This is a genomic window from Streptoverticillium olivoreticuli subsp. olivoreticuli, from assembly GCF_003391135.1.
Classification (GTDB): domain Bacteria; phylum Actinomycetota; class Actinomycetes; order Streptomycetales; family Streptomycetaceae; genus Streptomyces; species Streptomyces blastmyceticus.
Map to the genome: position 1 here is coordinate 4,909,610 of NZ_CP031455.1, position 25,438 is coordinate 4,935,047.

The window sequence follows — 25,438 nt, forward strand, 5'->3', positions numbered from 1 at the left end:
ATGGAAAGCCTGCGGCCGGAGGATCCACGGACACTCGGCGCATATCGGCTGCTCGGGCGGCTCGGCGCCGGCGGCATGGGGCGCGTCTATCTGGCCCGCTCCGACCGCGGCCGCACGGTGGCGGTCAAGCTGGTCCACCGGGAGCTGGCCGGCCAGGAGGAGTTCCGCCGCCGCTTCCGCGCGGAGGTGCGGGCCGCGCGGCAGGTCGGCGGGGAGTGGACCGCGTCCGTCCTCGACACGGACACCGAAGCGGAGATCCCCTGGGTCGCCACCGGCTATGTCGCGGGGCCGTCCCTGCGGCAGGTCGTGGACCGTGACTTCGGACCGCTGCCCGAGCGGTCCGTGCGCATCCTCGGCGCAGGGCTCGCCCGCGCCCTCCAGGCGATCCACGCCGCGGGCGTCGTCCACCGCGACCTCAAGCCGTCGAACGTCCTGATCACCCTGGACGGCCCCCGCGTCATCGACTTCGGCATCGCCCGCGCCCTGGAGAGCGTGGCCGACGGCGACGGGCTCACCCGGACCGGTGCCGCCGTGGGCTCCCCCGGCTTCATGTCGCCCGAGCAGGTGCGCGGCGCCCGCGTCACCGCCGCCGCCGACGTCTTCTGCCTCGGCTCGGTGCTGGCCTACGCGGCCACCGGGCGGCTGCCCTTCGGCACGGCGGACAGCGGGGTGCACGCCCTGATGTACCGCATCGCCGAGGAGGAGCCGGACCTCACCGACGTCCCCGGCGCCCTCCGGCCGCTGATCCTGGAGTTCCTCGCCAAGGACCCGGCCGAGCGGCCGACACCCGCGCAGGTGCTGGAGCGCACCGGCGTCGAGGAGCTGTCCGCCGACCTCGCGTCCGCCGACCCCTGGCTGCCGGGCGCCCTGGTGGCCAGGCTCGGCCGGCACGCCGTGCAACTGCTGGACGTCGAGGAGCCCGTACGCTCCACGGGCCCCCTGCCGCCCGCCGCGCCCGTGCCCGACCCGACGCTGATATCCCCGCCGGGCCCGCCCCCGGCCGCCGAGCCGCCGACCGTGACCGCGGGCCGGGCGATCTCACAGCCCCTGCCGCCGCCCGCCCACGGATATCCGCACGCGGGCCCGTACGCCGGCGCCACCCAAGTCGGGTACGCGCCCCCGCCTCCCCCGCGCCGCTCCCGGACGCCCGTCGTGCTGGCCGCGGTGGTGGCCGCCGGGCTGCTCGCGGGCGGCGGCGCGTTCTATCTGCTCAAGCGGGGCGCGGACAACAGCGCGCACGGCCCCGCACCGGCGCCCTCTACGCCCGGTGCGCCCACCCCGTCCTCCGGCACGCTCCCGGCGACGACGCCGGACGACGGCAAGGCCCCCGGCCCCGTGCCACAGGCGTTCCTGGGCACCTGGCAGTCCGACTTCTCCACCAAGGGCGGCCCCAACTCCCGCCGGATCGTCATCAGCCAGGGTTCCGTCGGCGCCCCCGTGGCCGACATCACCGGCAGCGGCACCACCGACGACGGCACCGTCTACCGCTGCGCGTGGACCGCGCCCCTCAGCGGCGGCGGCACCTCCGGCGCCCCGCTCCGCCTCGGCCCCTCGACCGTCACGCTCGGCGAGCCGTCCGGCGCCTGCTCACCGGGCGAGCCCACGGAGCTGACGATCCTCCCGGACGGCTCGCTCAGCCGCCGCTTCGTCGGCACCGACAAGGCGCCGCTGATCTACCGCAAGGCGGGATGAGCCGGACAGCGCACAGCGCCCCGGCGGCCGAAGCCACCGGGGCGCTGTGTGCGACCTTCCGCCTTTTGCAGCGACAGGCCTTACGAGAGGAAGGAGTTGATCTCGATCGTCTCGGTGCGGCCCGGGCCGACGCCGATCGCGGAGATCGGCGCGCCGGACATCTCCTCCAGGGCCTTCACGTACGCCTGCGCGTTCTTCGGCAGGTCGGAGAAGGTCTTGGCCTTGGTGATGTCCTCGGACCAGCCCGGCAGCATCTCGTAGATCGGCTTCGCGTGGTGGAAGTCGCTCTGGCTGTAGGGCAGCTCCTCGACGCGCTTGCCGTCGATCTCGTACGCGACGCAGACCGGGATCTGCTCCCAGCCCGTGAGCACGTCGAGCTTGGTGAGGAAGAAGTCCGTCAGGCCGTTGACGCGGGTCGCGTAGCGGGCGATGACCGCGTCGAACCAGCCGCAGCGGCGGTCACGGCCGGTGGTCACACCGCGCTCGCCACCGATGGTGCGCAGCGCCTCGCCGTCCTTGTCGAACAGCTCGGTCGGGAACGGACCGGCGCCCACTCGCGTGGTGTACGCCTTGAGGATGCCGATCACGCGGCTGATCTTCGTCGGGCCCACGCCCGCACCCGTGCAGGCGCCGCCCGCGGTCGGGTTGGACGAGGTGACGAAGGGGTACGTGCCGTGGTCCACGTCGAGCAGCGTGCCCTGGCCGCCCTCGAAGAGGACGACCTTGCCCTCGTCGATGGCGTTGTTGAGGATCAGCGTCGTGTCGGCCACGTACGGCTTGATCTGCTCGGCGTAGGTGAGCAGCTCCTCGACGATCGCGCCGGCCTCGATGGCCCGGCGGTTGTAGAGCTTCGCCAGGATCTGGTTCTTGAAGTCGAGAGCGGCCTCGACCTTCTGCGTCAGGATCGACTCGTCGTAGAGGTCCTGGACGCGGATGCCCACGCGGTTGATCTTGTCCGCGTAGGTCGGGCCGATGCCACGGCCCGTGGTGCCGATCTTCCGCGAGCCGAGGAAGCGTTCCGTCACCTTGTCGACCGTGGTGTGGTACGGCGTGATCAGGTGCGCGTTACCGCTGAGCAGCAGCTTGGACGTGTCGACGCCGCGCTCGTTGAGTCCGCTCAGCTCGGAGAGCAGGACCGCCGGGTCGACGACGACTCCGTTGCCGATCACCGGGGTGCACCCCGGCGAGAGGATTCCGGAAGGGAGGAGATGCAGCGCGTATTTCTGGTCGCCGACGACCACCGTGTGGCCGGCGTTGTTGCCACCTTGGTAGCGCACCACATAGTCCACGGATCCACCGAGGAGGTCGGTGGCCTTTCCCTTGCCCTCGTCACCCCACTGAGCACCGAGCAGCACAAGTGCGGGCACAGGCGTACACCCCTTCCGGGCGGGGCATGTCCAACGTGCGTGGTGGTGTTCACCCGCTTGCTCAGGGCGTACACCACCGCTAGAGCCGTCGAACCGGTGCCCCGGATAGACGAAGCCCCTGGCGCAACAGCGACAGGGGCTCTTGCACCGAGAGATTACCTGAGGAAGGACCGAGGTGTCGGCTCCAGACTCCACCGAGCAGCCTCTGCTCGTGGTCATCGACCCGGTCGCCCGCCGTGTGGACGGCGAGTCCGTACGGATCGCGAGGGATGTCCTCTGCGGCGGCGCGGTGGCCAAAATCTGCTTCCCCGAGGGGCCGCAGGACGTCGAGCGCGCCCTGGCCCGCCGGGGCCGCAGGCGGCCCGTCGTCATCGGCGACGACCGGGCGCTGCTGCGCGTCGTCCATCTGCTGCACCAGCGCCGTGACCTGCCGGAAGTCCCGGTCTCCCTGGTCCCGGTCGGTGCGCTGCCCGCCGTGTCGCTGGCCCGTGCGCTGGGGGTGCCCCTGGGCACGGTCGCGGCCTCCCGGGCCGTGCTGGACGGCGCCGAGCGGCGGCTGGACGCACTGGTCGACGACGCCGGCGGAGTCGTCCTGGGCGGGCTGTGGATCCCGGGGCCGGGTGGCCTGAACCGGACGCCGGAGGCGATGGCGGCGGCTGAGCCGAACGGGTCACCGGAAACGGGCATAGCCGACGTGGCTGATGTCACTGAAGTCGCCGCCGGAGAGGGCGGCGTCGGTGATCATCAGTCGTGGTGGTCGCCCGCGGCGCGCACGGCACGCTCGGCCCTGACGCTGCTGACCGGCCCGGCGGCCCGCCACCAGCTGCCGTCCTGCACACGGCTGCGGGTGGAGGCGGACGGGGTGCTGCTGGTGGATCTGGACGAGCCGGTGGCGCGGGTGGCGGTGTGCGCGGTGGACGGTCAGGCGGAGGTGACCGTCCACACGCACTCCGCGGAACTGCCGTCCGTCGCCCGCGCGACCCGCGTCTCGATCTCGGGCCCCTCGTTCCACTACCGCGCGGACAACGTCCTGACGGGCCCGGTCCGGACGCGCACGTGGTCGGTACGGGAGGGGGCGTGGCGACTGGTGCTGCCGCGGGGGTGAGCGGAGGTTTGTTGCCCGGCGCTGCCCCTGGGGTGCGGAAATTCAGCCCGTGGGGGCACCTCCCAGCGGTAGCTGGGGGAGCACAGAGCCCGCACCCGGCAACGGCCGCGTCACCGCCCCGGGGTCACCAACCCCGCCTCGTACGCGAAGACCGCCGCCTGCGTCCGGTCCCGAAGCCCCAGCTTCACCAGGATCCGGCTCACATGCGTCTTCACCGTCGACTCCGCCACCACCAGCCCCGCCGCGATCTCGGAGTTGGAGCAGCCCTGGGCCACCAGCACCAGCACCTCCGTCTCCCGCTCCGTGAGGTCCCCGATCCGGTCCTGCGTCGGCACCTTCGGCGCGCCGAGCCGCGAGAACTCCTGGATGAGCCGCTTGGTGACCGTCGGCGCGAGGAGCGCCTCGCCGGACGCCACGACCCGCACACCGTCCGCGAGCTGGCGGGCGGAGGCGTCCTTGAGCAGGAAGCCGCTCGCCCCGGCGCGCAGCGCCTGGTAGACGTACTCGTCCAGGTCGAAGGTGGTCAGCACCAGCACCTTCGCGTCGGCGTCCGCCGCGACGATCTCCCGGGTCGCCTCCAGGCCGTTGAGCACGGGCATCCGGATGTCCATCAGGACGACGTCGGGGCGCAGCGCCGCGACCTGCTGGACGGCCTGCCGCCCGTCCAGGGCCTCCCCGACGACCTCGATGTCGGGCTGGGCGTTCAGCAGGACGGAGAACCCTTCGCGGACCATCATCTGGTCGTCGACGATCAGCACGCGGATGGTCATGCGGCCGCCTCGCCCAGGGCGACGGGGAGGAACGCGGCGACCTCGTAGCCGCCGTCCTCCGTGGCCTCCGCCGTCATCTCGCCGCCGAGCATCCCGACCCGCTCCCGCATGCCGAGGACGCCGTGCCCGGCGCCGGGCGAGGGCTTGGCCAGGCGGTCCGCCGGGCCGTTGACGACGCGCAGGCCGAGCCCGCCGAGCACATGGCTGATCTCCACCCGGACGTCGGCGCCGGGCGCGTGCCGCAGCGCGTTGCTCAGCGCCTCCTGCACGATGCGGTACGCCGACAGCTCCACGCCCTGCGGCAGGGGCCGCACCGCGCCCGTGGTGACGTACTCCACGGCGGGACCGGCCGCGCGGACGTTGTCGATCAGCGCGCCGATGTCGGCGAGGGTGGGCTGCGGCGCCTCGGGCCCGGCGAAGGCGTCGGGGTTCTCCGACCGTACGACGCCGAGGACGCGGCGCAGCTCGGTCAGGGCCGCCACCGCGTTCTCGCGGATCGTCTGGAAGGCGGCGGCGAGCTCCGGCGGGGTGTCCTCGACGCGGTACGGGGCCGCCTCCGCCTGGATCGCGACGACCGACATGTGGTGGGCGACGACGTCGTGCAGCTCGCGGGCGATGGTGGTGCGCTCCTCCAGGACCGTGCGCCGGGACCGCTCCACCTCGGTGACGGCCGCCTGCGCGGCGACCTGCTGCTTGGACTCGCGCAGGCCGCGGACGGCCAGGACGACGAAGAGGAGGATGCCGGAGAGGATCAGCATCTGGAACAGGTCGGCGACGAAGAAGCCACTGCCGTACGCGCCGAACGTCCTGAGGAACAGCCCGCTGAAGACCCCCAGCGCGCCGGTGAGCAGCCACATCTCGGCCGCCACGCGGGGCCGGGTCCGCAGCGCCACGACCAGCATGACGAAGAGGTGGGAGAAGAACCCGCCCGGCGACCAGGGGCCGTAGCCGCTCAGGAGCGTTCCCGAGAACAGCAGCGCGCCCGTCGACAGCCACCACGCGCCGACGGGCCGGAAGAGCGTCATGACCATCGGTATGCCGATGACCAGCGCCGTGACCAGCCCGTACGGGCCGCCCTGGCGGTCGGCGGCCGCGAGCATGACGACGCAGGTGAAGCCGACGAGGGCGATGTGCGGGAACCACCGGGCGTAGCGCTCGGCGCGGCCCGGCAGCCCGCGGACCAGCCGGTGCCCGGCGGGCAGCGGTGGCAGCGGCCGGAAGGCGAAGGCGTCGGTGAAGAGGTCCTCGCGAAGCCCGCCGATGGCGCTCTTCGCCAGGCGCATCTCGCTGCGCAGACTGGGCTCATAGGTGTCGGTCACACCATCAAAGGTAGGCAAAGGCGCGTGGTCGGGGCGTCCGCAAGGATGAGGATCTCCGGGCGTCCGTCTCAAGTACTACGCGCGGTCCTGCGAGGGTTTCCCTGCCCGCCCCGCGGCTCCTGGCCCCGCCGGATGCCCGACGGGGCCGCCCGCGGTCAGGGGCCCAGCACCTCCGCCAGCACCCGCGCCGCGCGCTCGGCGTCGGCGAAGCCCGTGTACAGCGGGGTGAAGCCGAAGCGCAGGACGTCCGGGGGCCGGAAGTCCCCGACGACCCCGCGGCGTATGAGCTCCTCCATCACCGCGCCCGCTCCGGAGCAGCGCAGCGCCACCTGGCTGCCGCGCTCCGCGTGCGCGGCGGGCGTGACGCTCTCGACGCGGCCCTCGGGGACGTACTCCTCGACGCAGCGCAGGAAGAAGTCCGTCAGGGCGAGGCTCTTGGCCCTTACGTCCGCGAGCGCCACCCCTTCCCACACGTCGAGCGCGGTGTCGAGCGCGAGGAGGGAGAGGATCTCCGGCGTGCCGACCCGGCCGCGGGCCGCGCCGTCGGCGGGGGTGTAGGCGGGCGACATCGCGAAGGGGTCGGCGTGGGAGTTCCAGCCGGGCAGCGGTGAGTCGAAGCGGGGCTGGAGCTCGTGGCGGACGTAGAGATAGGCGGGCGAGCCGGGCCCGCCATTGAGGTACTTGTACGTGCAGCCGACCGCGAAGTCCACGCCGTACGCGTCGAGTTCGACCGGCAGGGCGCCCGCGCTGTGGCACAGGTCCACAACGACGCGGGCTCCCGCGGTGTGCGCGGCGGCGGTCACGGCGGGCAGGTCGTGCAGGCGGCCCGTGCGGTAGTCGACGTGGTTGACCAGCACGGCGGCGGTGCGCGGCCCGGCCTCCCCGGCCAGCGCGGCGGCGGGCACGGCCCGGACCCGGCAGCCCGTCATCCGGGCGGCGGACTCGGCGACATAGCCGTCGGTGGGGAACGTGGCCGCGTCGACGAGCACTTCGTCGCGGCCCGGCGCCCGCTCCCGGGCGATGCGGACGGCCGCCACGACCGCCTTGAAGACATTGACGCTCGTGGAGTCGCCGACCACGATCTGCCCGGGCGCGGCCCCGACGAGCCCGCCGATCCGGTCACCGACCCGCTCGGGCGCCGACCACCAGCCGGACTCGGTCCAGGAGCGGATCCCCAGCCGACCCCACTCCCGCCCGATGACATCCGCGAGCCGGCCGGCCACGGCGCCGGGCAGGGCGCCGAGGGAGTTGCCGTCGAGATACACCGTGCCGTCCGCGAGCGCGAACTCCGCCCGCTTGGCGCGGAGTACGTCGGCGGCGTCCAGCGCGGCGGCTTCCCGGCCGAGCGCTCCGCCCATCTCCACACCCTTCACGTCAGACATGGCTGCGCGCCGTCCACAGCTCGGGGAAGACGGTCTTCGCGGCCCGTTTCTCCAGCCAGGCCACCCCCGAGGAACCGCCCGTGCCGACCTTCGAGCCCATCGCCCGGCGGGTCGCCACGAGGTGGTCGTTGCGCCAGCGCCAGACCAGCTCGGCGACCTCGGTCAGGCTCTCGCCCAGGCGGCACTCGCCGCTGTGCCGGGGGCCCTCGTAGATCCGCTGCCAGACCCGCTCGACGCCCGGGTCGGCGGCATACCGCTCGGAGACATCGCGGTCGAGCACGGCCCGGGGTATCTCATGGCCCAGGCGTGCCAGATGGCGCAGCACCTCGTCGTACAGACTCGGCTCGTGGAGGGCCTTCTCCAGCTCGGCGGCGTCGCGGGGGGCGCCGCGATAGGGCACCAGCATGGCCGCGGACTTCTCGCCGAGCAGGAACTCCAGGCGGCGGTAGGTGGCCGACTGGAACCCGGACGCCTCGCCGAGCGCGCCCCGGTACGCATTGAACTGACCAGGCGTCAGATGCGCGATCGGCTTCCAGGAGGCGTTGAGCGACTCCAGCTCGTACGCCGACCGCTTGAGCGCGGCCAGCGCGGTCTCCAGGTCGTCACGGCGGAGCGCGAGGCCCGCGGTCCGCCACTCGTGCACGAGGACGGTGAACCACAGCTCCATCACCTGGGTGGTGACCAGGAAGGCCATCTCCCCGGGGTCGTCGGAGAGCGGCTCCTGGAGCCGGCTGAGGACCGAGGCCCGGACATAGTCCTCGTACGGCGTGGTGCCCTCGAAGTCGAGGTTCGGGGAGGCCCCGGCGGCCTCCGGGGCGTGCGGGCGGGGTGGCTGCGGCTGCGACATCGCGCTCTCCTCGGCATGACGTGCTTCCGGGTAGCGGTCCGCCCCTTCCCGTCGGCATCGGAGCCCCGGTCCCCTGCCACGCATCATCCGTCCCTGCCGCCGCCCGCGGCAAGGCCTGTGGATAACTCCGCCGACAGCCGGAACGCCCCGCTCCGCGCGGGGCGTTCGGCCGGTCCTTCAGGTCAGCCCAGCGTGTTGGCGGCCGTCGGGGAGCTGTCCCTCAGGAACGCCGAGCAGCGCTCGTACTCCTCCTGCTCACCGATCGACTGCGCGGCCCGCGCGAGCGCGTGCAGCGCGCGCAGGAAGCCACGGTTCGGCTCGTGCTCGAAGGGCACCGGGCCGTGCCCCTTCCAGCCGCTGCGGCGCAGGGCGTCGAGCCCGCGGTGGTAGCCGGTGCGGGCGTACGCATAGGACTCGACGACCCGGCCGCCCTCGAACGCCTCGTCGGCGAGCTGCGCCCACGCGAGCGAGGACGCCGGATATTTGGCCGCGACCTCGGCCGGCGCGGCACCGGAGGCGAGCAGCTCGCGCGGCTCGGGATCGTCGGGCAGGTGAGTCGGGGGCGGTCCCCCGAGCAGGTTCTCGTGAATGGACATGCGCTCCAGTCTGCCTTGTCGCTGCGCTGGCGGCGCGGGTGTGGGTGCGGCCTTTTCCCCTGCGGGGGTCCGCCTGCGGCGGGCTGGGGTTGCACCTGCGCCTGCGGGTCCGTTGCCTCCCCCAGCTACCGCTGGGAGGTGCCCCCAGCGGCGGGGGCGCCCTGCGGGCGCGTCCTCAAACGCCGGACGGGCTGATTTCAGCCCGTCCGGCGTTTGAGGACAGCGCGCGGAGCGTGCTCCGGGGTCTGGGGCGAAGCCCCCCACGCGGCGGAGCCGCAAATCGATACAGCCGGGAAGGGGCGGGGTGGGGGAACAAAGCCCACCGGGCCGCACCCGAGCACGGGTCCGGGGCGGAGCCCCGGCCTCGGCGGAGCCGAGCATCAGACGCTGCGGGAAGGGGCGGGGTGGGGAAAAGCCCGCCGCAGGCGTAGCCGGCCCGTAGGCACAACGGACCGCACCCAGGAATGCAGCCGCGCGCCCAAGCGCTACGCAGAAGAAGACTCGTCCCCCGGATCCAGCGGCGGGGCCGAGACGCCGCAGTGGTACGCCGCCTCGGGCCGGCACCTGCGGCCCGCAGGGCGGACCGTGGACCAGCCCAGGATCGCCCCCACCACCAGCGAACCCGCACAGAAGAGCATCGAGCGGTGGAACGCGCCCGTGAACGCGTCGGGGTCGCGGTAGGTGTCCGGTCCCATCCCCGCGAGCAGCGGCAGCGCGGCCACCGCGATCAGGCCCGCCGCCCGCGCCGCCGCGTTGTTGATGCCGCTGGCGAGCCCCGCGCGGCCGACGTCCACGGAGGCCAGGACCGTCGAGGTGAGCGGGGCGACGAGCACCACCATGCCCATGCCGAGCACGACGAGCGCGGGCAGGACGTCCCGCCAGTACACCGCGCCCGGCCCGACCCGGGTCATCAGCAGCAGTCCCGCCGCGCACAGCAACGGGCCGACGGTCAGCGGGATCCGCGGGCCGATGGCCTGCGCGAAGCGGCCGGAGCGCGCGGACAGCAGCAGCATCAGCACGGTGGTGGGCAGCAGGGCCGTGCCCGCCGCCAGCGCGGACCAGCCGACCACGATCTGGAGCTGGAGCACGGCGAGGAAGAAGAAGCCGCTGAAGGCGGCGTAGACGCAGACGGTCACGGCGTTGACCGACGAGAACATCCGGTTCGCGAAGATCCCCGGCGGCAGCATCGGCTCGGCCCGCCGCCGCTCCACCCACCAGAACGCCACCCCCAGCAGCACTCCGCCGACCGCGGGGCCGATCACCCAGGGCGAGGCGCCCTTCTGGGGCGCGGCGATCAGGGCGTACGTCACCGCGCCGAGTGCCAGCGCCCCCAGCGCCGCGCCGAGCACGTCGAACCGCCCGTGCGCCCTCGGGTCGCGGGTCTCCGGCACGTACCGGAGGGCCACCGGCACGCACACGGCCGCGAGCGGCAGGTTGATCAGGAACACCCATCGCCAGCCCGGCCCGTCCACCAGCCAGCCGCCCACGAAGGGGCCGACCGCCGACGCCACCCCGCCGAGCCCGGACCACGCCCCGACCGCCCCGGCCCGGTCGTCCGGGTGGAAGACCGCCTGGATCAGGGCGAGCGAGCCCGGGGTGAGCAGCGCGCCGCCGATGCCCTGCAGCGCCCGCGCGGCGATGAGCACCGCGGCGTTCGGCGCCAGCCCGCACAGCAGCGACGCGAGCGCGAACCACACCACGCCCACCACGAACACCCGCCGCCGCCCGAACCGGTCCCCGAGCGCCCCGCCCAGCAGGATCAGCCCGGCGAGGGTGAGCATGTACGCGTTGACGGTCCACTGGAGCACGGCCAGGTCGGCGTTGAGGTCCGCTCCGATGTGGGGCAGCGCCACATTGACGACGGTGCTGTCGAGCATCGCCATCCCGGACCCGAGCACTGCGGTCAGCAGCACGGCCCGCCCGGTGCGCGTGCCCAGCCGTGCGGCGGGCGCGTCCGTGCCCACCGCCCCGGACGTCGTGGCCCCGGTCCGCGCCGAGTCGCTCATGCTCGGAATCATCCCGTGGCCGGGCCCGGCCCGCCAGCGAAAAGGGTCCTGCCCCCGCTCGGCGAGCGGGGGCAGGACCCTTTTCGGCTGCGCGCGCACCGTCACCGGTGCCGCACGGCTACTTCAGCTTCGTACCCGTCGAGCGCAGGTCCGCGCACGCCTTGGTGACGCGCTCGGCCATGCCCGCCTCGGCCAGCTTGCCCCAGGTGCGCGGGTCGTACTTCGACTTGGTGCCGACCTCGCCGTCGACCTTCAGCACACCGTCGTAGTTGCTGAACATGTGGGCGGCGACCGGACGGGTGAAGGCGTACTGCGTGTCCGTGTCGAGGTTCATCTTCACGACGCCGTTCTCCAGCGCGGTGCGGATCTCCTCCGCCGTGGAGCCGGAGCCGCCGTGGAAGACGAAGTCGAACGGGTCGGCCTTGCCGTGCTTCGCGGCGATGCCGTCCTGCAGCTCGCGCAGCAGCTCCGGCTTCAGGACGACGTTGCCCGGCTTGTAGACGCCGTGGACGTTGCCGAAGGAGGCGGCCAGCAGGTAGCGGCCCTTCTCGCCCAGGCCCAGCGCCTCGACGGTCTTCTCGACGTCGGCGACGGTCGTGTAGAGCTCGTCGTTGATCTCGTGCGAGACGCCGTCCTCCTCGCCACCGGTCGGGGTGATCTCGACCTCGAGGATGATCTTCGCCTTCACGGCCTCGGCGAGGAGCTCCTTCGCGATGGCGAGGTTCTCGTCGAGCTTCTCGGCGGAGCCGTCCCACATGTGGGACTGGAAGAGCGGGTTCTGACCGGCGGCGACGCGCTCCTGCGAGATGGCCAGCAGCGGGCGGACGTAGCCGTCCAGCTTGTCCTTCGGGCAGTGGTCGGTGTGCAGCGCGATGTTCACCGGGTACTTCTTGGCGACGACGTGCGCGAACTCGGCGAGCGCGACGGCGCCCGAGACCATGTCCTTGCTGTACTGGCCGCCCAGGAACTCCGCACCACCGGTGGAGATCTGGATGATGCCGTCGCTCTCCGCCTCGGCGAAACCGCGCAGCGCGGCGTGCAGAGTCTGCGTCGAGGTCACATTGATGGCCGGGTAGGCGAACTTGCCTGCCTTCGCCCGGTCGAGCATCTCGTTGTAGACCTCGGGGGTTGCGATGGGCATCTGTCCGCTCCTTGTGATGTGCGGGTGGGCGAGGGGGCCCTGACCTAGGGGGCGACGTTCATCGTCGCCCCCATCTTCCCAGACTCCCCGAATTGCTCCACATGGGTCCTCACCCGGGATACGCGTGGAGGGCGGCTGGTTTCACGTGAAACCAGCCGCCCTCCACGGGCGCTTTTTTAAAAGCGCAGGTCAGGACAGGTCGAGGTCACCGAGGGAGTAGCCCGTCACATAGCGCAGGCCCTTGCCCTCGATGGCCGGGGCGGCGCCGCGGTCGACGATCGTCGCCACCGCGACGACCTCCGCACCGGCCTCGCGCGCCGCCTCGACGGCGGTCAGCGGCGAGCCGCCGGTGGTCGAGGTGTCCTCGACCACCAGGACGCGGCGGCCCTTGATGTCCGGGCCCTCGATGCGGCGCTGCATGCCGTGCGTCTTCTGCGCCTTGCGCACGACGAACGCGTCGAGCTTGCGGCCGCGCGCGGCGGCGGCGTGCAGCATCGAGGTGGCGACCGGGTCGGCGCCGAGGGTGAGGCCACCGACGGCGTCGTACTCCAGGTCGGCCGTGGCGTCCAGCATCACCTGGCCGACCAGGGGCGCCGCCTCGGCGTCCAGGGTGATCCGGCGCAGGTCGATGTAGTAGTCGGCCTCCTTGCCGGAGGAGAGGGTCACCTTGCCGTGGACCACGGCCTTGTCCTTGATCTGCTGCAGCAGGGCGTCACGCGCATCGCTCATGCCGATGAGCTTAGGCCAGCGTCCGCCAGGTCCACGTCGTGGAGATCTCCAGGGGGTCGATCGGGGTGACGAGGCGCGGCAGTGTGTTGAGGCCGTTCGGGGGGCCGGACTGCGGCTCCACGCAGACGGCCTCCTTCTGCTCGTCGTAGATCACGACCCACTCGGCGCGGCTCGTGACCTTCAGCTCCAGCGCTCCGGGCCAAGTGAGGGTGACGTCCACACCGTCGGGCATGCCGAAGCAGTCGTCCCACGGGCCGGGCCGCGGGGCGATGCGGCGGCCCGTCGGCAGGTGGTCGTCACCGCGCTCCTCCTGCCACTCGGCGTCGAACGCGAGCTCCACGTCGCCGCCGGAGCCGAGGTTGCGCAGGAACCACGGGTGCCAGCCCGCCTGTGCCGGAAAGGAGTTGTCGTACGTCTCGACGCCCATGGTCAGCGTGAGGGAGTCCGGCGCCAGCTCCACCAGCTGGGTGACGCGGCCGGTGTACGGCCACGGTTCGGCGAGGTCGTACGTGAACGCGGCGGAGATGTCGTCCGCGCGCACCGTGCTCCAGGCGGTGTCACGGCCGGTGCCGTGGATCGCGTGCGGGGCGGAGTTGATGGGCATCTGGTGGCGCTCGCCGCCGTTGCGGAACTGTCCCAGCTCGATGCGGCCGCACCACGGGACCATGGGGAAGGCGCCGTATTTGGCGCCCTGCCGCAGCAGTTCGGTGCCGTGGATGCGCAGGCCGGTGAGCCGGCATCCGTTCTGTGGGTCCACGGTCAGCTCGGCGTCGCCGGCTCGCAGCCGGGTCTCTCGCGTGTTGTCGGTGCTCACGTGGTGACCTTATGGGCTGGCCCCGGGGATTCGGGGCTTCGCCCCGAACCTCGCCCCGGGCTTCAAGGCAGGTTCGCTACCGCCGCCGGCGCAGCACCCGGCCCACCACGACCGCCGAGGCCAGCGCCACCGCCGCGGCCGGAGCCGCCCAGCGGAGCGCCGCCGCCGTCGCCGAGGCCGCCTCCGGCGCCGGGACCGGCGCGTAGCGGCCGCGCGGCGGCGCGTGGTCGACCTCTTCCGCGCTGCGCCCGATCATCGTGCGACGCGCGTGCGCGGCCTCCGCCGGGGGCTCGTCGTCGTCGACGTCGTCGTCCTCGTCGAGGTCGTCGTCCACCGACGGGTCGAGGGACGGCGGGGGGACCTCCGTGTCGAAGACGCTGCCGCCCTCCAGCCGGGGGCCTTCGCCCGCCGCGCCGGCCTCCTCCTCCGCGTCCTCCCGCAACTCCTCCACGAGCGCGGCGGCAAAGCGGTCGAGCAGGCGGCGCGCGGTGGCCTCCGTGGTCTTCTCGTCGAACTCGGCCAGCCTGCCGCCGCTGCCGACCGTCCCCGTACAGATCAGCCGGGAACCGTCGGCGGTGGGTTCCAGCACGCCGCGCAGCGCGAGCGTCACCGTGCCGGAGCCGCGCACCTCGGTGCCCTCGCCGGACAGCTCGTACGAGCCGTCGTGCTCGGTCAGGTGCAGCGAACCCCGGTAGGTGATGGTCGAGCCACCTATGCGCAGCCGGAGGCGTCCGGCCACGAGCGCGCCGGAGGCGTCCGCGACGTCCTGTTGGAGGCCGGGAACGCAGCGCACCACGCGGGCGGGGTCGGCGAGGACCCGGCGGACGGAGTCGACGGAAAACGGAACGAACACCTCATGCTCCATGGCAAGTGAGCCTACCCACCAGGCCCCTCACCAGTGCCTCTCAGGCCGAACTTTCCGTCGCGCCCCGCCCGTCGGGGCCCGAAGGACGGCGTCAGTCGCCGACCGTGAAGCGCTCGCCCACGTGCTGCGGCTTCTCGATCTCGTCGACGAGCGCGACCGCGTAGTCCTCGGTGGAGATGCGGCTCTTGCCGTCGGCGCCGATGACGAGCTCCTCCAGCGCGGTGCGGTACGTACCGGTGCGCTCGCCCGGCTCGATCGTCCCGGCGGGGCTGATGTTGGTCCAGCGGACGTCGCCGACGGTGCGGTAGAAGTCCAGCGCGTCACCGTGCGCGTGCATGATCTGGAGCAGGAACTCGGGGAGCCCCTCGGTGTCCCAGACGAGGCTGCCGCCGGGCGTGCGCAGCGAGCCGGCGCCGCCGACCGCGATGATGCGCGGGGCCGCGTCACCGAGCGCGCGCACACCGGCCACCAGCGCCTCCGCGGCGGGCTTGATGGTCGCGACGTGGCCGGGGCCGTCACCGCCGCCGACGGCGCTGACGACGACGTCCTGGCCCTTGGCGGCCGCGGTCACCGACTCCGGGTCGAGGACGTCGCCGGTGGTGACGGTGAGGGCCGGGTGGGTCTCGGTGATCTTCGCGGGGTCGCGGACGACGGCCGTGACCTGGTGACCGCGGTCCAGCGCCTCGCGCAGGATGCGGCTGCCGATGCTGCCGTTGGCACCGAAGAGAGCGATCTTTGCCATGGGGGGGCTCCTCAGGAGAGAGAAAGAGCGGTAAGGGGGGATGAAGGAAGATCAGTGCTGGTCGAGCGCCCGGGTGAGCGCCTGTGCGGACGACATCGGCCCGCCGAGCCGTCGCACCCCGCCGGGGGTGTGCAGCAGCAGCGTGGGGTAGCTGTCGACGCCCAGCCGGCGGACCTCGCGGAAGTCCGCCTCCGCCTCGCGGCGGGTGTCCGGGTCGGCGCAGGCGGCCACGACGGCCTCGCCGTCGACGCCGTCGAGCCCGGCGGCGACCGTGCGCAGGGTGTCCGGGTCGGAGAGGCTCAGCCCGTCGACGTACCAGGCGCGTTGCAGCGCGCCCGCGAACTCCAGTGTCCTCTCGGGCGCCTGCCCGCGCAGCGCGACCAGGGCCGTCGCGGCGTCGGCCGAGTCGAGCACGGCCGTGCCGTCGGCGAACGCCTTGGCGTAGCCGGGGCCGAACACCGCGCCGGTCAGCTCGCCGATGCGGGCGTCGGCCTGCGGGATGTAGGAGTACGCGGAGACGGGCTGCGCCCGGGGGCCGGTGAAGAGGCCGCCGCTGCGCACGGTCAGCTCGATGCGTCCGGCGTTCGCGGCGGCGAACTCCCGGACGGCCGGGCCGAAGCCGTAACACCAGCCGCAGTAGGCGTCGAACGCGTAAGTGAGCTTGTGCCGTGCCATGTCTTTCCCTGAAACGGGCAGCTGCTCCGGCCGGAACAGCTGCTGTGGGTCCCACGCACTCCTTGTGGTGCGTTATGACCAAGCTATGGCCGTTTCCGGGGGCCGACCAGGTAGGCTCAGGTCTCCTCATGGTGAAAAAGCGACACGCCGGCCAGGAAGAGATCGTCGAGCTCGCCTACCGGGCCCCACCGGGCACACCCGCGGGGGTCGAGGTGATGACGCTCGCCCAGCTCCGCGCCCGCGCGCCCGAGGGTCTCCTCGCCAAACCGCAGCGGCTGGACTTCCACCAGATCATCCTCGTCCGCTCCGGGTCGGCGGGACACACCGTCGACTTCACCGGTTACCCCCTGGAGGAGGGGTCGGTGCTGTGGGTGCGGCCCGGACAGGTGCAGCAGTACGGCGCGGTGGAGGGCATCGAGGGCGCGGTCATCCTGGTGCAGCCCGGCTTCCTCTCCCCCGGCACGGCGGTCGCGGCGGTGGCCGACGACCCCTTCCGGCCGGTGCTGTGGCAGCCGGTCGGGCAGGACCGGGAGGCCGTCTACTGCGCGGTGCACCACCTGGAGGCCGACTTCCGCACCAGCCGCGGGCTGCCCGCCGATGTGCACTCCACGGTCCTGCGGCACCTGCTGTCCGTGCTGGTGCTGCGCCTCGCGCACCTCACGGCCCCGGTCGGCAGCAGCGTGCCCGCGCCGGGCGATGCCTTCGTGCGCTTCCGGGCGGCCGTCGAGCGGGACTTCGCGGCCAGCCACCGGGTCGCCGACTACGCCCGCACGCTCGGCTACTCGCCCCGGACCCTCTCGCGCGCGGCCCTCGCGGGCGCCGGGGTGGGCGCCAAGGAGTTCATCGACCGACGGGTGATGCTGGAGGCCAAGCGGCTGCTCGCGCACAGCGAGCTGCCCGCCGCCCGGATCGCCGAGCGGATCGGCTTCGACGACGCGGCGAACTTCTCCAAGTTCTTCCACCACCGCGCGGGTTGCTCCCCGGGAGCCTTCCGGGCCACGCTCCGGCAGCCGCCCGGAGTCACTCCGCGTAGCGGGGGTGCATGAGGGTCGACGGCAGCAGCCCCGGCTCGCGGCTGCGCTCGGCGGCGCGGGCGGCCGCCGTCAGCTCCCCCGGCGTGAGGGACTGCAAGCAGGGCCGGACCGGCGGGAGTTGCAGGGGTATGGACTCGCGGGACGCCAGGACGAAGCTCCAGTCGTCCCCGTCCTCCTCGCGCTCCTCGGCCCGCCGCATCGCCGTGCGCGCCGGGGCGTCCACCGCGCCGCCGTCCACCCGGTAGGGCCTGGTGTGCAGCCCCAGCGAGCGGATCGTGGCCTCCACCGTCCAGAAGACGCGCGGCCGGGCGTCGACCGTGCCGGCGTGGACGGCGAGGCGCCCGCCGGGCGCCAGGCGGCGCTCCGCCAGGCCGTAGAACTCCTGCGAATACAGCTTCGTGCTGGGCGTGATGCCCGGGTCGGGCAGGTCGCAGATCACCACGTCGTACGGAGCGTCGTCGGCGGGCCGGCCGCGCAGCCACTCGAAGGCGTCGCCGGTGACCGTGCGCACCCGCGGATCGCTCAGGGCGGCGTGGTTGAGCGCGGTCAGGTCGCGGTCGGTGCGGCCCAACCGCAGGAGGGTCCGGTCCAGTTCGACGACGGTGACCGAGGTGACGTCGCCGTAGCGCAGCACCTCGCGCAGGGCGAGGCCGTCGCCTCCGCCGAGCACCAGGACCCTGCGGTGCCGCCCGGACATCGCGGGGTGGACCAGCGCCTCGTGATAGCGGAATTCGTCCTTCCCGCTGACCCGCAGGCGCCCGTCGAGGAAGAGCGACAGCGGCTTGCCGCTCCCGCCGCCACCGGTGAGCACGACCTCCTGCACATCCGACTGCACGGCCACCCGCACATCCGCGCCGTAGACCGCCTGGCGCGCGGCCCGCTCGAAGGGGCCGGTGAGGACCGTGCCCGCGGCCAGCAGCGCCAGCACCAGCGCGTTGGCGGCGAGCAGCGCCCAGCGCGAGCGCACGCTCAGATCGCCGCGGAAGAGCCAGAGCACCAGCGCCCCGCCCGCCGCCGCGTTGACCGCGCCGGTGAGCAGCGCGCCCGTCAACTGCCCGAGCACGGGCAGCAGCAGGAAGGGGAAGGCGAGCCCGCCGACCAGCGCGCCCACATAGTCGGCGGCGAAGAGATCGGCGACCGCGCCGCCCGCGTCCTGCCGCCGGATGCGCTGGATGAGGGTCATCAGCAGCGGCACCTCGGCGCCGATCAGCACCCCGATGGCCAGCGAGAACGCCACCAGGGCCGGCCGTGCCTGGCCGAACCAGGCGAAGCAGGCGTGGAGCGCCATGGCCGACAGGCCGCCGGCCAGCGCCAACACCGCCTCGACGGCGGCGAATCCCAGGGCGGCCCTGGCTCTCAGACGCTTGGCGAGCAGCGAGCCGATGCCCATGGCGAAGACCATCACCGACAGCACGACCGACGCCTGGGTGACGGAGTCGCCGATCAGATACGAGGCCAGGGCGACCAGCTCCAGCTCGTACACCAGCCCGCAGGCGGCGCAGATGAAGACGGTGGCCAGGACCACGAAGCGGCCGAGCCCGGCCGGTACGGGCAGCCGCGCCGGCACCGGGCGGTAGATCATGATGGGAACGCTACGTCACGATCCGACAACCTTTTGTCACCCACAAGGGTTTATTACAGGTGTTCCATGGCGCGTTTTCGGGTGCCCCGCGCAGGTGCCCCGCGGCGGGGTTCAGAGCGCCACCGTGGTGCGCACGGCCACCCTCGTCCGGGTGGCGACCAGCCGCCCTTCCTGCGGATACGCGTGCCAGGTGCGCCAGCTGACCTGGCCCTCGCAGCGCTGCGCGAGCAGCGCGGTGAAGGCATGCGGGCTCCCGGGGAAGGTGCCCGCCAGTCCGTACGGATGCTCGGCGACCAGCGCCAGCAGCTCCTGCGCCCGGCCCGCGAAGGAGCCGTGCGACAGCGTCTCTATCCGGGCCGCGAACTCGTACTCCCAGGCGCCGACGCGCCGGGCCACGCCCAGCGGCAGCGGTGTGGCGCTGCCCGGCAGACAGGCGACGGTCTCCGAGCAGACGCCGTCCCCGTCCTCCAGCAGGACCTGGTGGGAGGCGCCGAGCAGGCGCAGTTGGACGAGGGAGTCGGCGAGCCGCAGGTCGAGGACGGCCAGGGCTGGGAGGGGGTCCTTCCCCAGACACCAGGCGAGGTCGGCGGCGCGGGTATCGGTGTAGGTGGTCTTGAGGGTGGTGAGCATGGGTCGGCTCCGCAAGCACGCAGTGGAGGGTGGGCCGGCCCGCCGAGGAGGACCAGAGTCTTCGAGTGCGCCGGCTCATGCCCACATATGAGTGTTCCGTGGGGTCCGAGGACAGTGATTCCGAGATTCCGCGAGGAGTCGTCTCTGACACGTGTCTCTGAATGAGAGGGAATCATGGATTGACCGGCGCTCACAGCGTTTTTACCCATCTCATCGTGCTTTCCATCCACGCGAGGGCCAGGCAGTTCAACTGTTCAGAATCATTGCGTGCGGCAGGCATCCGACAAGCGGCCGGACGCATATGCGATCAGGCATGGTACATCTGCAAATCCCCTGATCAAACGGCATTTTCATGCCCCATCGGCACCATGGGCACGGGTTCTTCACCAATACGGAACGAGAAATGCACGACGCCGGAGGGCGCATTGAGGCGCGCTCCGAAGGCGGGCGCGTGAATGCCCACCACCCCGGCGCGCGATGGGAGTTCACAAGGAAATCGCACGCCGCCCGGATGCGTCCACGCGCGGACCGCCGGGTGCCGGGACGACCGCCCTCCGCGCGCGTCCCGGCAGCACGCGCACCACGAGGCGGGGCACGCCCCCGGCGGGCTGCGCGCACCTCCCTCGGCCCGCCCCCGCAGCACACCCGCACCCCCGCGCCGCGCAGACACTCCGCCGTGCCCGCCGAGCGGGTGGAAGGCGCACCGCTTACGGGCGTTCCGTGTCGCGCGCGCGACGCGCGAGACGCATGGTCGGTATGCCGAACCGCCACCCGTCCGTACCCGCGCACCGCCTCCGCGGCGGTCACCGGGCCGCGCCCGCACCGGAGGTGCCCCCGTGTCAGCCGACACCGCCGTGCCCGTACGAGCGCCGGAACCGCACCCCGCGGCCCCGAGTGCCCGTGCCCGCCGCATCGACCGGGTGCGCGACGCGCTGCGCAGGGCCTCCCCCGCGCTCGCCCTCTACGCCGCCGTCCGGCTGACCGGCATGTCGGTCATGGCGGGCTGGGCCTGGTGGATCGGACGGCATCCGCGCACGCTGCTCGGCCACTCCTGGGACGGCATCTGGTACGCCGACATCGCCCGGCACGGCTACGGGCTGATCATCCCCTCCCCCACCACCCGCGGGGTGGTCTTCAACGACCTGGCGTTCTTCCCGCTCTTCCCCGGCCTGGTGCGGGCCGTGATGACCGTGCTGCCGTTCACCGCCGTGACCGCCGGACTGTTCGTCGCCTGGGTCTCGGCCGGCGCCGCCGCCTGGGGCATCTACGCCGTCGGCGAGCGGCTGCACGGCCGCAAGGCGGCCACGCTGCTCGTCGTCCTCTGGGGGCTGCTGCCGCACGCGATCGTGCAGTCCATGGCCTACACCGAGCCGCTGATGACCGCCCTCGCCGCCTGGGCGCTCTACGCGGCGGTCACCGGCCGGCGGCTGTGGGCCGGGGCGCTCGCCCTGCTCGCGGGGCTCTCCCGGCCCAACGCCGTCGCGGTGGCCGCCGCCGTCTGCGCCTCCGCCGCCCTCACCCTGACCCGCGACCGGCGGGCCCGTGCGGACTGGCGGGTCTGGGCGGGCGCGGCGCTCGCGCCGCTGGGCTGGGCCGGCTATGTCCTGTGGGCCGGTTTCCGCTCCGGCGGCGGGGTGCTCGGCTATTTCGACGTGCAGCGGCTGTGGGGGTCGCGCTTCGACTTCGGGCGGGACGCGTTCCGCTTCATCCGCCACCTCTTCATCGGCAAGGACGCGATGGCGTACTACGTCACGCTGGCGATCCTGGGCGTCGCCCTGGTCGCGCTCGTCCTGCTCTTCCTCGACCGGCCGCCCGCGGTCCTCGCGGTCTACGCGCTGGTGCTCGTCGTCATCGCGGTCGGCGGCTCCAGCTACTTCGCGTCCAAGCCGCGCTTCCTGCTGCCCGCCTTCCCGCTGCTGCTCCCGGCGGCCCTGGCGATGGCGAGAGCCCGGCAGCGCACCGTCGTCGTGACGATCGGCGCACTGGCCGGGCTCTCGTTCCTCTACGGGACGTACCTGCTGACGGTCGCCCGCATGCCGATGTGAGAGCGGCGACGTGTTCTGCGGGCCGTCTCGTGTGCACCACCGCTACGCGGCGGTGTCCTCAAACGCCGGACGGGCTGTATTTGCAGCCCGTCCGGCGTTTGAGGACGAAACGGCGCACGAGCCGACACGTCAGCCCGCTCACGAGCCGGTCGGCCAGCGCCGAGCGCTCAGGCGTCCTCGTCCGGCTTGTCGTCGCCGGACTCGGCGTCGGCCTCCAGGCCGAGCTGCTCGATCAGCCACTTGTCGAACTCGATCGACGCCCGCACCCAGCTGACCGTGCTGGAGACGAAGTGCTCCAGGGAGACGCCGACGCCGATGAGCATCTGCGCCTCACCGATCAGGCGGACCGTGCCGTCGTCGTTGGTGTGGGTGTAGACCTTCGGCCACAGGGTGCGGCGGTTCCAGTCGTCGACGACCTCGAGGAGCTGTGCCTTCTCGTCGATGCCGTGCGGGCGGTCGTAGAACGTCCGCACGGAGAAGACCTGCTGCTCGTCCTCGCCGCGGAACATGAAGTACGTACGGAACTGCTCCCACGGTGCGGCGAGGTCACCCTCGTCGTCCACGACGTACTTCAGCTCCATCTGCTCGAGGAGCTGCTTGACCAGGTCCTGGTCGGGGATGACGGGGCCGGCCGGGCCCGTCTCCTGCGGTTCGGGCTGGCCCCCGAAATTCGGAATCGAGGACGGGTCGATGCTCACCGTGAATTTCCCTTCGTACGGTTCCCGCCATCCTCCCCCATCCCGGGCGGGGGCTGGCAACCCCCGCCCCTCGGGATCACGCCGCCGATGACGGACCCGCGAGCGCGTCCTGCCGCTCCGGCCCCACCGTCAGACCGTCCCCGGCCGGGGCGACGTCCACCCTTACAGTGTCGCCCTCGCGGATGTCACCGGCCAGGATCGCCCGTGCGAGGCGGTCGCCGATGGCCGTCTGCACCAGGCGGCGCAGCGGGCGGGCGCCGTAGGTGAGGTCCGGCGCGGCACCGTCCGCGCTCCCGCCCAGGGCCGCCAGCCAGCGCAGGGCGGGCTCGGTGACATCGAGGGTGAGGCGTCGGTCGGCGAGGCGTTTTTGGAGGTGGCCGATCTGGATCGTGGCGATCCGCTCCAGCTGGTCCACGCCGAGGGCGTGGAAGACCACCAGGTCGTCGAGGCGGTTGAGGAACTCGGGGCGGAAGGAGGCCCGTACGGTCTCCAGCACCTTCTCCCGCTTCCGGTCCTCGTTCAGCAGCGGATCCACCAGATAGGTGGAACCGAGGTTGGAGGTCAGGATCAGGATGGTGTTGCGGAAGTCGACCGTGCGCCCCTGGCCGTCGGTGAGCCGTCCGTCGTCCAGGACCTGGAGCAGGATGTCGAAGACCTCGTGGTGGGCTTTTTCGACCTCGTCCAGGAGCACGACGGTGTAGGGGCGGCGGCGTACGGCCTCGGTGAGCTGGCCGCCCTCCTCGTAGCCGACGTAGCCGGGCGGGGCGCCGACCAGGCGGGCCACCGAGTGCTTCTCGCTGTACTCCGACATGTCGATGCGGACCATGGCCCGCTCGTCGTCGAAGAGGAAGTCCGCGAGCGCCTTGGCCAGCTCGGTCTTGCCGACGCCGGTCGGGCCGAGGAAGAGGAAGGAGCCGGTGGGGCGGTCGGGGTCGGAGACGCCCGCGCGGGAGCGGCGCACGGCGTCGGACACGGCCCGTACGGCCTCCTCCTGGCCGATCAGGCGCTTGCCGAGCTCTTCCTCCATGCGCAGCAGTTTCTGTGTCTCGCCTTCCAGCAGGCGGCCGGCGGGGATGCCGGTCCAGGAGGCGACGACGTCGGCGATGTCGTCCGGGCCGACCTCTTCCTTGACCATGAGGTCGCGGGTGGCGGCCTCCTGCTCGGCCTCGGCCTCCGCGGCGGCCGCGAGCTCGCGCTCCAGGCCGGGGATCTCGCCGTAGAGCAGCTTGGAGGCGGTGTCGAAGTCGCCGTCGCGCTGGGCGCGCTCGGCCTGGCCGCGCAGGTCGTCGAGGCGTTCCTTGAGTTCACCCACCCGGTTGAGGGACTGCTTCTCCTTCTCCCAGCGGGCGGTCAGGCCGCGCAGCTCCTCCTCCTTGTCGGCGAGATCGCGGCGCAGCTTCTCCAGGCGCTGCTTGCTGGCCTCGTCCACCTCCTTGGAGAGGGCGAGCTCCTCCATCTTCAGCCGGTCGACGGCGCGCTGGAGCTCGTCGATCTCCACGGGGGAGGAGTCGATCTCCATACGCAGCCGGGAGGCGGCCTCGTCGACGAGGTCGATGGCCTTGTCGGGCAGGAAGCGGGAGGTGATGTAGCGGTCGGAGAGGGTGGTGGCGGCGACGAGGGCGGAGTCGGCGATCTGGACCTTGTGGTGGGCCTCGTAGCGGCCCTTGAGGCCGCGCAGGATCGCGATGGAGTCCTCGACGGAGGGCTCGGCGACCAGCACCTGCTGGAAGCGGCGCTCCAGGGCGGGGTCCTTCTCGATCCGCTCGCGGTACTCGTCCAGCGTCGTGGCGCCGACCATGCGCAGCTCGCCGCGGGCCAGCATCGGCTTGAGCATGTTGCCGGCGTCCATCGCGGAGTCGCCGCCGGCGCCCGCGCCCACGACGGTGTGCAGCTCGTCGATGAAGGTGATGATCTGGCCTTCACTGGACTTGATCTCGGCCAGGACGGTCTTGAGCCGCTCCTCGAACTCGCCGCGGTACTTCGCGCCCGCGACCATCGCGCCGAGGTCGAGCGAGACGAGCCGCTTGTTGCGCAGCGATTCGGGGACGTCGCCCTTGACTATCCGCTGGGCGAGGCCCTCCACGACGGCGGTCTTGCCGACGCCCGGCTCACCGATGAGGACGGGGTTGTTCTTCGTGCGGCGGGAGAGCACCTGCACCACGCGGCGGATCTCCGCGTCCCGGCCGATGACCGGGTCGAGCCTGCCCTCGCGGGCCGCGGCGGTGAGGTCCTGGCCGAACTTCTCCAGCGCCTTGTACGTGCCCTCCGGGTCCGGCGTGGTCACGCGCTGCCCGCCGCGCGCCGCCTCGAAGGCGTCCAGCAGCTTCTTCGCGGACGCGCCCTGCCCCACCAGCAGCTCGCCGGTGCGGCCGCCCTTGGCGGCGAGGCCGATGAGCAGGTGCTCGGTGGAGATGTAGGTGTCGCCCAGCTCGCGGGCGCGCTGCGAGGCGTCGGCGATGACGGCCAGCAGCTCGCGGTTGGGCTGCGGCGGCGCGACCGTCGAGCCCTGCACGCTCGGCAGCCCGGCGAGCTCCCGCTCGGCGCCGGAGCGCAGGCCCGCGGCGTCGGCCTCGACGGCGGCGAGCAGGTCCATCACGTTCTCGTTGTCCTGGCCCGCGAGGAGGGCGATCAGCAGATGCGCCGGCGTCATGTCGGCATGCCCCGCCGACACGGCCCGCTCACTGGCCCCGCTCAGCGCCTCACGGCTCTTGTTGGTCAGCTCGGCATCCACGACAGTGCGCTCCTCCTCTGTGCTGCTCCGATGGCTGTCCTGCTGTAGCCAACGTGCGATAAGTTGAGCCTATTCCACTCAACCTTGTTCTGGCCAGCATGTCCAAGAAGTGGATCATGGCTGCTCCCGCTTCCCGGACCGCGCCCCCTCCCCCATGGTCCGGCCGCGGGGAGCCGCCCGCGCGTCGGCCGGCCCCAACTACCCTTCCCTCCATGGCCCACGATCTGCGCGACCTCTCCCCCGCCTACGTCGAGTTCTGGCGGGAGCGGCACATCTGCACCCTCACCACCTCCCGCCCCGACGGCAGCCCGCACCTCGTGCCCGTGGGCGTCACCTTCGACCACGAGGCCGGGATCGCCCGGGTCATCACCAACAAGGGCAGCCGCAAGATCGCGAACATCCTGGCCGCGGGCCCGGACGGCGCGCGGGTCGCGGTGTGCCAGATAGGCGAGCGGCGCTGGGCCACGCTGGAGGGCGTCGCCGTCGTCCGCACCGAGGCGGACGCGATCGCGGACGCCGTCGCCCGGTACGCCGAGCGGTACGGCCGGACGCCCGCCCCCAACCCCGACCGCGTCCTCGTCGAGATCACCGTCACCAAGGCGCTGGGTCTGGTCTGACGGACCCCGGTTGGCCCTGTGCTGATGCCGCGCGGCGCGGCCGCTCGTACG

22 protein-coding genes are annotated in these 25,438 nt (G+C 72.7%); 5 read left to right on the forward strand and 17 right to left on the reverse strand.

Annotation, left to right across the window (positions count from 1 at the left end; all coding sequences use genetic code 11):
* The gene (locus DXZ73_RS21495; protein ID WP_116212713.1) at window positions 1-1,692 is read left to right on the forward strand and encodes a serine/threonine-protein kinase; all 1,692 of its coding nucleotides are present in this window, start codon (window positions 1-3) and stop codon (window positions 1,690-1,692) included.
* A gap of 80 nt (window positions 1,693-1,772) precedes the next feature.
* On the opposite strand, the gene DXZ73_RS21500 is transcribed toward DXZ73_RS21495, so the two are convergent.
* Window positions 1,773-3,059, reverse strand: coding sequence for an adenylosuccinate synthase (locus tag DXZ73_RS21500; protein ID WP_116212714.1), 1,287 nt, complete (start codon window positions 3,057-3,059; stop codon window positions 1,773-1,775).
* A 175-nt stretch (window positions 3,060-3,234) separates the two neighbouring features.
* Between DXZ73_RS21500 and DXZ73_RS21505 the strand changes: the two genes are divergently transcribed.
* The gene (locus DXZ73_RS21505) at window positions 3,235-4,164 is read left to right on the forward strand and encodes a diacylglycerol kinase (protein ID WP_240351433.1); all 930 of its coding nucleotides are present in this window, start codon (window positions 3,235-3,237) and stop codon (window positions 4,162-4,164) included.
* A 110-nt stretch (window positions 4,165-4,274) separates the two neighbouring features.
* Here the strand turns inward: DXZ73_RS21505 and DXZ73_RS21510 are convergent, their stop codons facing one another.
* The 12 genes from DXZ73_RS21510 to DXZ73_RS21570 all read right to left on the reverse strand — a co-directional run bounded on the left by DXZ73_RS21510 (window position 4,275) and on the right by DXZ73_RS21570 (window position 16,050).
* On the reverse strand, window positions 4,275-4,934 hold the full coding sequence (locus DXZ73_RS21510; protein WP_116212715.1) for a response regulator: 660 nt from the start codon (window positions 4,932-4,934) through the stop codon (window positions 4,275-4,277).
* Entirely contained in the window at window positions 4,931-6,253 is a 1,323-nt protein-coding gene (locus DXZ73_RS21515) for a sensor histidine kinase (protein ID WP_425315853.1), read from the reverse strand. The genes DXZ73_RS21510 and DXZ73_RS21515 overlap by 4 nt, the downstream gene beginning before the upstream one ends.
* A gap of 155 nt (window positions 6,254-6,408) precedes the next feature.
* Window positions 6,409-7,635: a kynureninase gene (gene kynU, locus DXZ73_RS21525; protein ID WP_116212716.1), complete on the reverse strand. Its 1,227-nt coding sequence runs from the start codon at window positions 7,633-7,635 to the stop codon at window positions 6,409-6,411.
* The gene (locus tag DXZ73_RS21530) at window positions 7,628-8,482 is read right to left on the reverse strand and encodes a tryptophan 2,3-dioxygenase (RefSeq protein WP_116212717.1); all 855 of its coding nucleotides are present in this window, start codon (window positions 8,480-8,482) and stop codon (window positions 7,628-7,630) included. The genes kynU and DXZ73_RS21530 overlap by 8 nt, the downstream gene beginning before the upstream one ends.
* Before the next feature lie 182 nt (window positions 8,483-8,664).
* The gene (locus tag DXZ73_RS21535; protein ID WP_116212718.1) at window positions 8,665-9,078 is read right to left on the reverse strand and encodes a DUF3151 domain-containing protein; all 414 of its coding nucleotides are present in this window, start codon (window positions 9,076-9,078) and stop codon (window positions 8,665-8,667) included.
* Window positions 9,079-9,563: 485 nt separating this feature from the next.
* Complete coding sequence (locus DXZ73_RS21540; RefSeq protein ID WP_116212719.1) at window positions 9,564-11,084, reverse strand: MFS transporter; 1,521 nt, start codon at window positions 11,082-11,084, stop codon at window positions 9,564-9,566.
* Window positions 11,085-11,202: 118 nt separating this feature from the next.
* Complete coding sequence (fbaA, locus tag DXZ73_RS21545) at window positions 11,203-12,225, reverse strand: class II fructose-bisphosphate aldolase (RefSeq protein ID WP_116212720.1); 1,023 nt, start codon at window positions 12,223-12,225, stop codon at window positions 11,203-11,205.
* A 189-nt stretch (window positions 12,226-12,414) separates the two neighbouring features.
* Window positions 12,415-12,954 carry an orotate phosphoribosyltransferase gene (gene pyrE / locus DXZ73_RS21550; RefSeq protein WP_116212721.1) on the reverse strand — a complete coding sequence of 180 codons (540 nt, stop codon included), beginning with the start codon at window positions 12,952-12,954 and terminating at the stop codon, window positions 12,415-12,417.
* Between the two features lie 10 nt (window positions 12,955-12,964).
* A complete protein-coding gene (locus tag DXZ73_RS21555) occupies window positions 12,965-13,768 on the reverse strand; it encodes an aldose 1-epimerase (RefSeq protein ID WP_116212722.1) in 804 nt (267 codons plus the stop codon).
* 76 nt (window positions 13,769-13,844) lie between these two features.
* Window positions 13,845-14,633, reverse strand: a complete 789-nt coding sequence (locus DXZ73_RS21560; protein WP_116212723.1) for an SRPBCC domain-containing protein — start codon at window positions 14,631-14,633, stop codon at window positions 13,845-13,847.
* A gap of 91 nt (window positions 14,634-14,724) precedes the next feature.
* Window positions 14,725-15,375, reverse strand: a complete 651-nt coding sequence (locus tag DXZ73_RS21565; protein ID WP_116212724.1) for an NAD(P)-dependent oxidoreductase — start codon at window positions 15,373-15,375, stop codon at window positions 14,725-14,727.
* Window positions 15,376-15,426: 51 nt separating this feature from the next.
* Window positions 15,427-16,050 (reverse strand): DsbA family protein, encoded by a 624-nt coding sequence (locus DXZ73_RS21570; protein ID WP_116212725.1) that lies wholly within the window; start codon window positions 16,048-16,050, stop codon window positions 15,427-15,429.
* A gap of 128 nt (window positions 16,051-16,178) precedes the next feature.
* On the opposite strand from DXZ73_RS21570, the gene DXZ73_RS21575 reads away from it, so the two are divergent.
* Window positions 16,179-17,096 carry a helix-turn-helix domain-containing protein gene (locus tag DXZ73_RS21575; protein WP_116212726.1) on the forward strand — a complete coding sequence of 306 codons (918 nt, stop codon included), beginning with the start codon at window positions 16,179-16,181 and terminating at the stop codon, window positions 17,094-17,096.
* On the opposite strand, the gene DXZ73_RS21580 is transcribed toward DXZ73_RS21575, so the two are convergent.
* Both DXZ73_RS21580 and DXZ73_RS21585 read right to left on the reverse strand, forming a co-directional pair.
* The gene (locus DXZ73_RS21580; protein ID WP_116212727.1) at window positions 17,071-18,666 is read right to left on the reverse strand and encodes a polyamine aminopropyltransferase; all 1,596 of its coding nucleotides are present in this window, start codon (window positions 18,664-18,666) and stop codon (window positions 17,071-17,073) included. The two genes, DXZ73_RS21575 and DXZ73_RS21580, sit on opposite strands and share 26 nt — an antisense overlap.
* A 111-nt stretch (window positions 18,667-18,777) precedes the next feature.
* Window positions 18,778-19,296: a DUF2617 family protein gene (locus DXZ73_RS21585; protein WP_116212728.1), complete on the reverse strand. Its 519-nt coding sequence runs from the start codon at window positions 19,294-19,296 to the stop codon at window positions 18,778-18,780.
* 836 nt (window positions 19,297-20,132) lie between these two features.
* On the opposite strand from DXZ73_RS21585, the gene DXZ73_RS21590 reads away from it, so the two are divergent.
* A complete protein-coding gene (locus DXZ73_RS21590) occupies window positions 20,133-21,341 on the forward strand; it encodes a hypothetical protein (RefSeq protein WP_205519202.1) in 1,209 nt (402 codons plus the stop codon).
* Window positions 21,342-21,508: 167 nt separating this feature from the next.
* Here the strand turns inward: DXZ73_RS21590 and DXZ73_RS21595 are convergent, their stop codons facing one another.
* Complete coding sequence (locus DXZ73_RS21595) at window positions 21,509-22,039, reverse strand: YbjN domain-containing protein (RefSeq protein WP_116212729.1); 531 nt, start codon at window positions 22,037-22,039, stop codon at window positions 21,509-21,511.
* 76 nt (window positions 22,040-22,115) lie between these two features.
* Window positions 22,116-24,770 carry an ATP-dependent chaperone ClpB gene (gene clpB, locus DXZ73_RS21600; protein ID WP_116212730.1) on the reverse strand — a complete coding sequence of 885 codons (2,655 nt, stop codon included), beginning with the start codon at window positions 24,768-24,770 and terminating at the stop codon, window positions 22,116-22,118.
* Window positions 24,771-24,982: 212 nt separating this feature from the next.
* Between clpB and DXZ73_RS21605 the strand changes: the two genes are divergently transcribed.
* Window positions 24,983-25,387: a pyridoxamine 5'-phosphate oxidase family protein gene (locus DXZ73_RS21605; RefSeq protein WP_116212731.1), complete on the forward strand. Its 405-nt coding sequence runs from the start codon at window positions 24,983-24,985 to the stop codon at window positions 25,385-25,387.
* Window positions 25,388-25,438 lie beyond the last annotated feature (51 nt).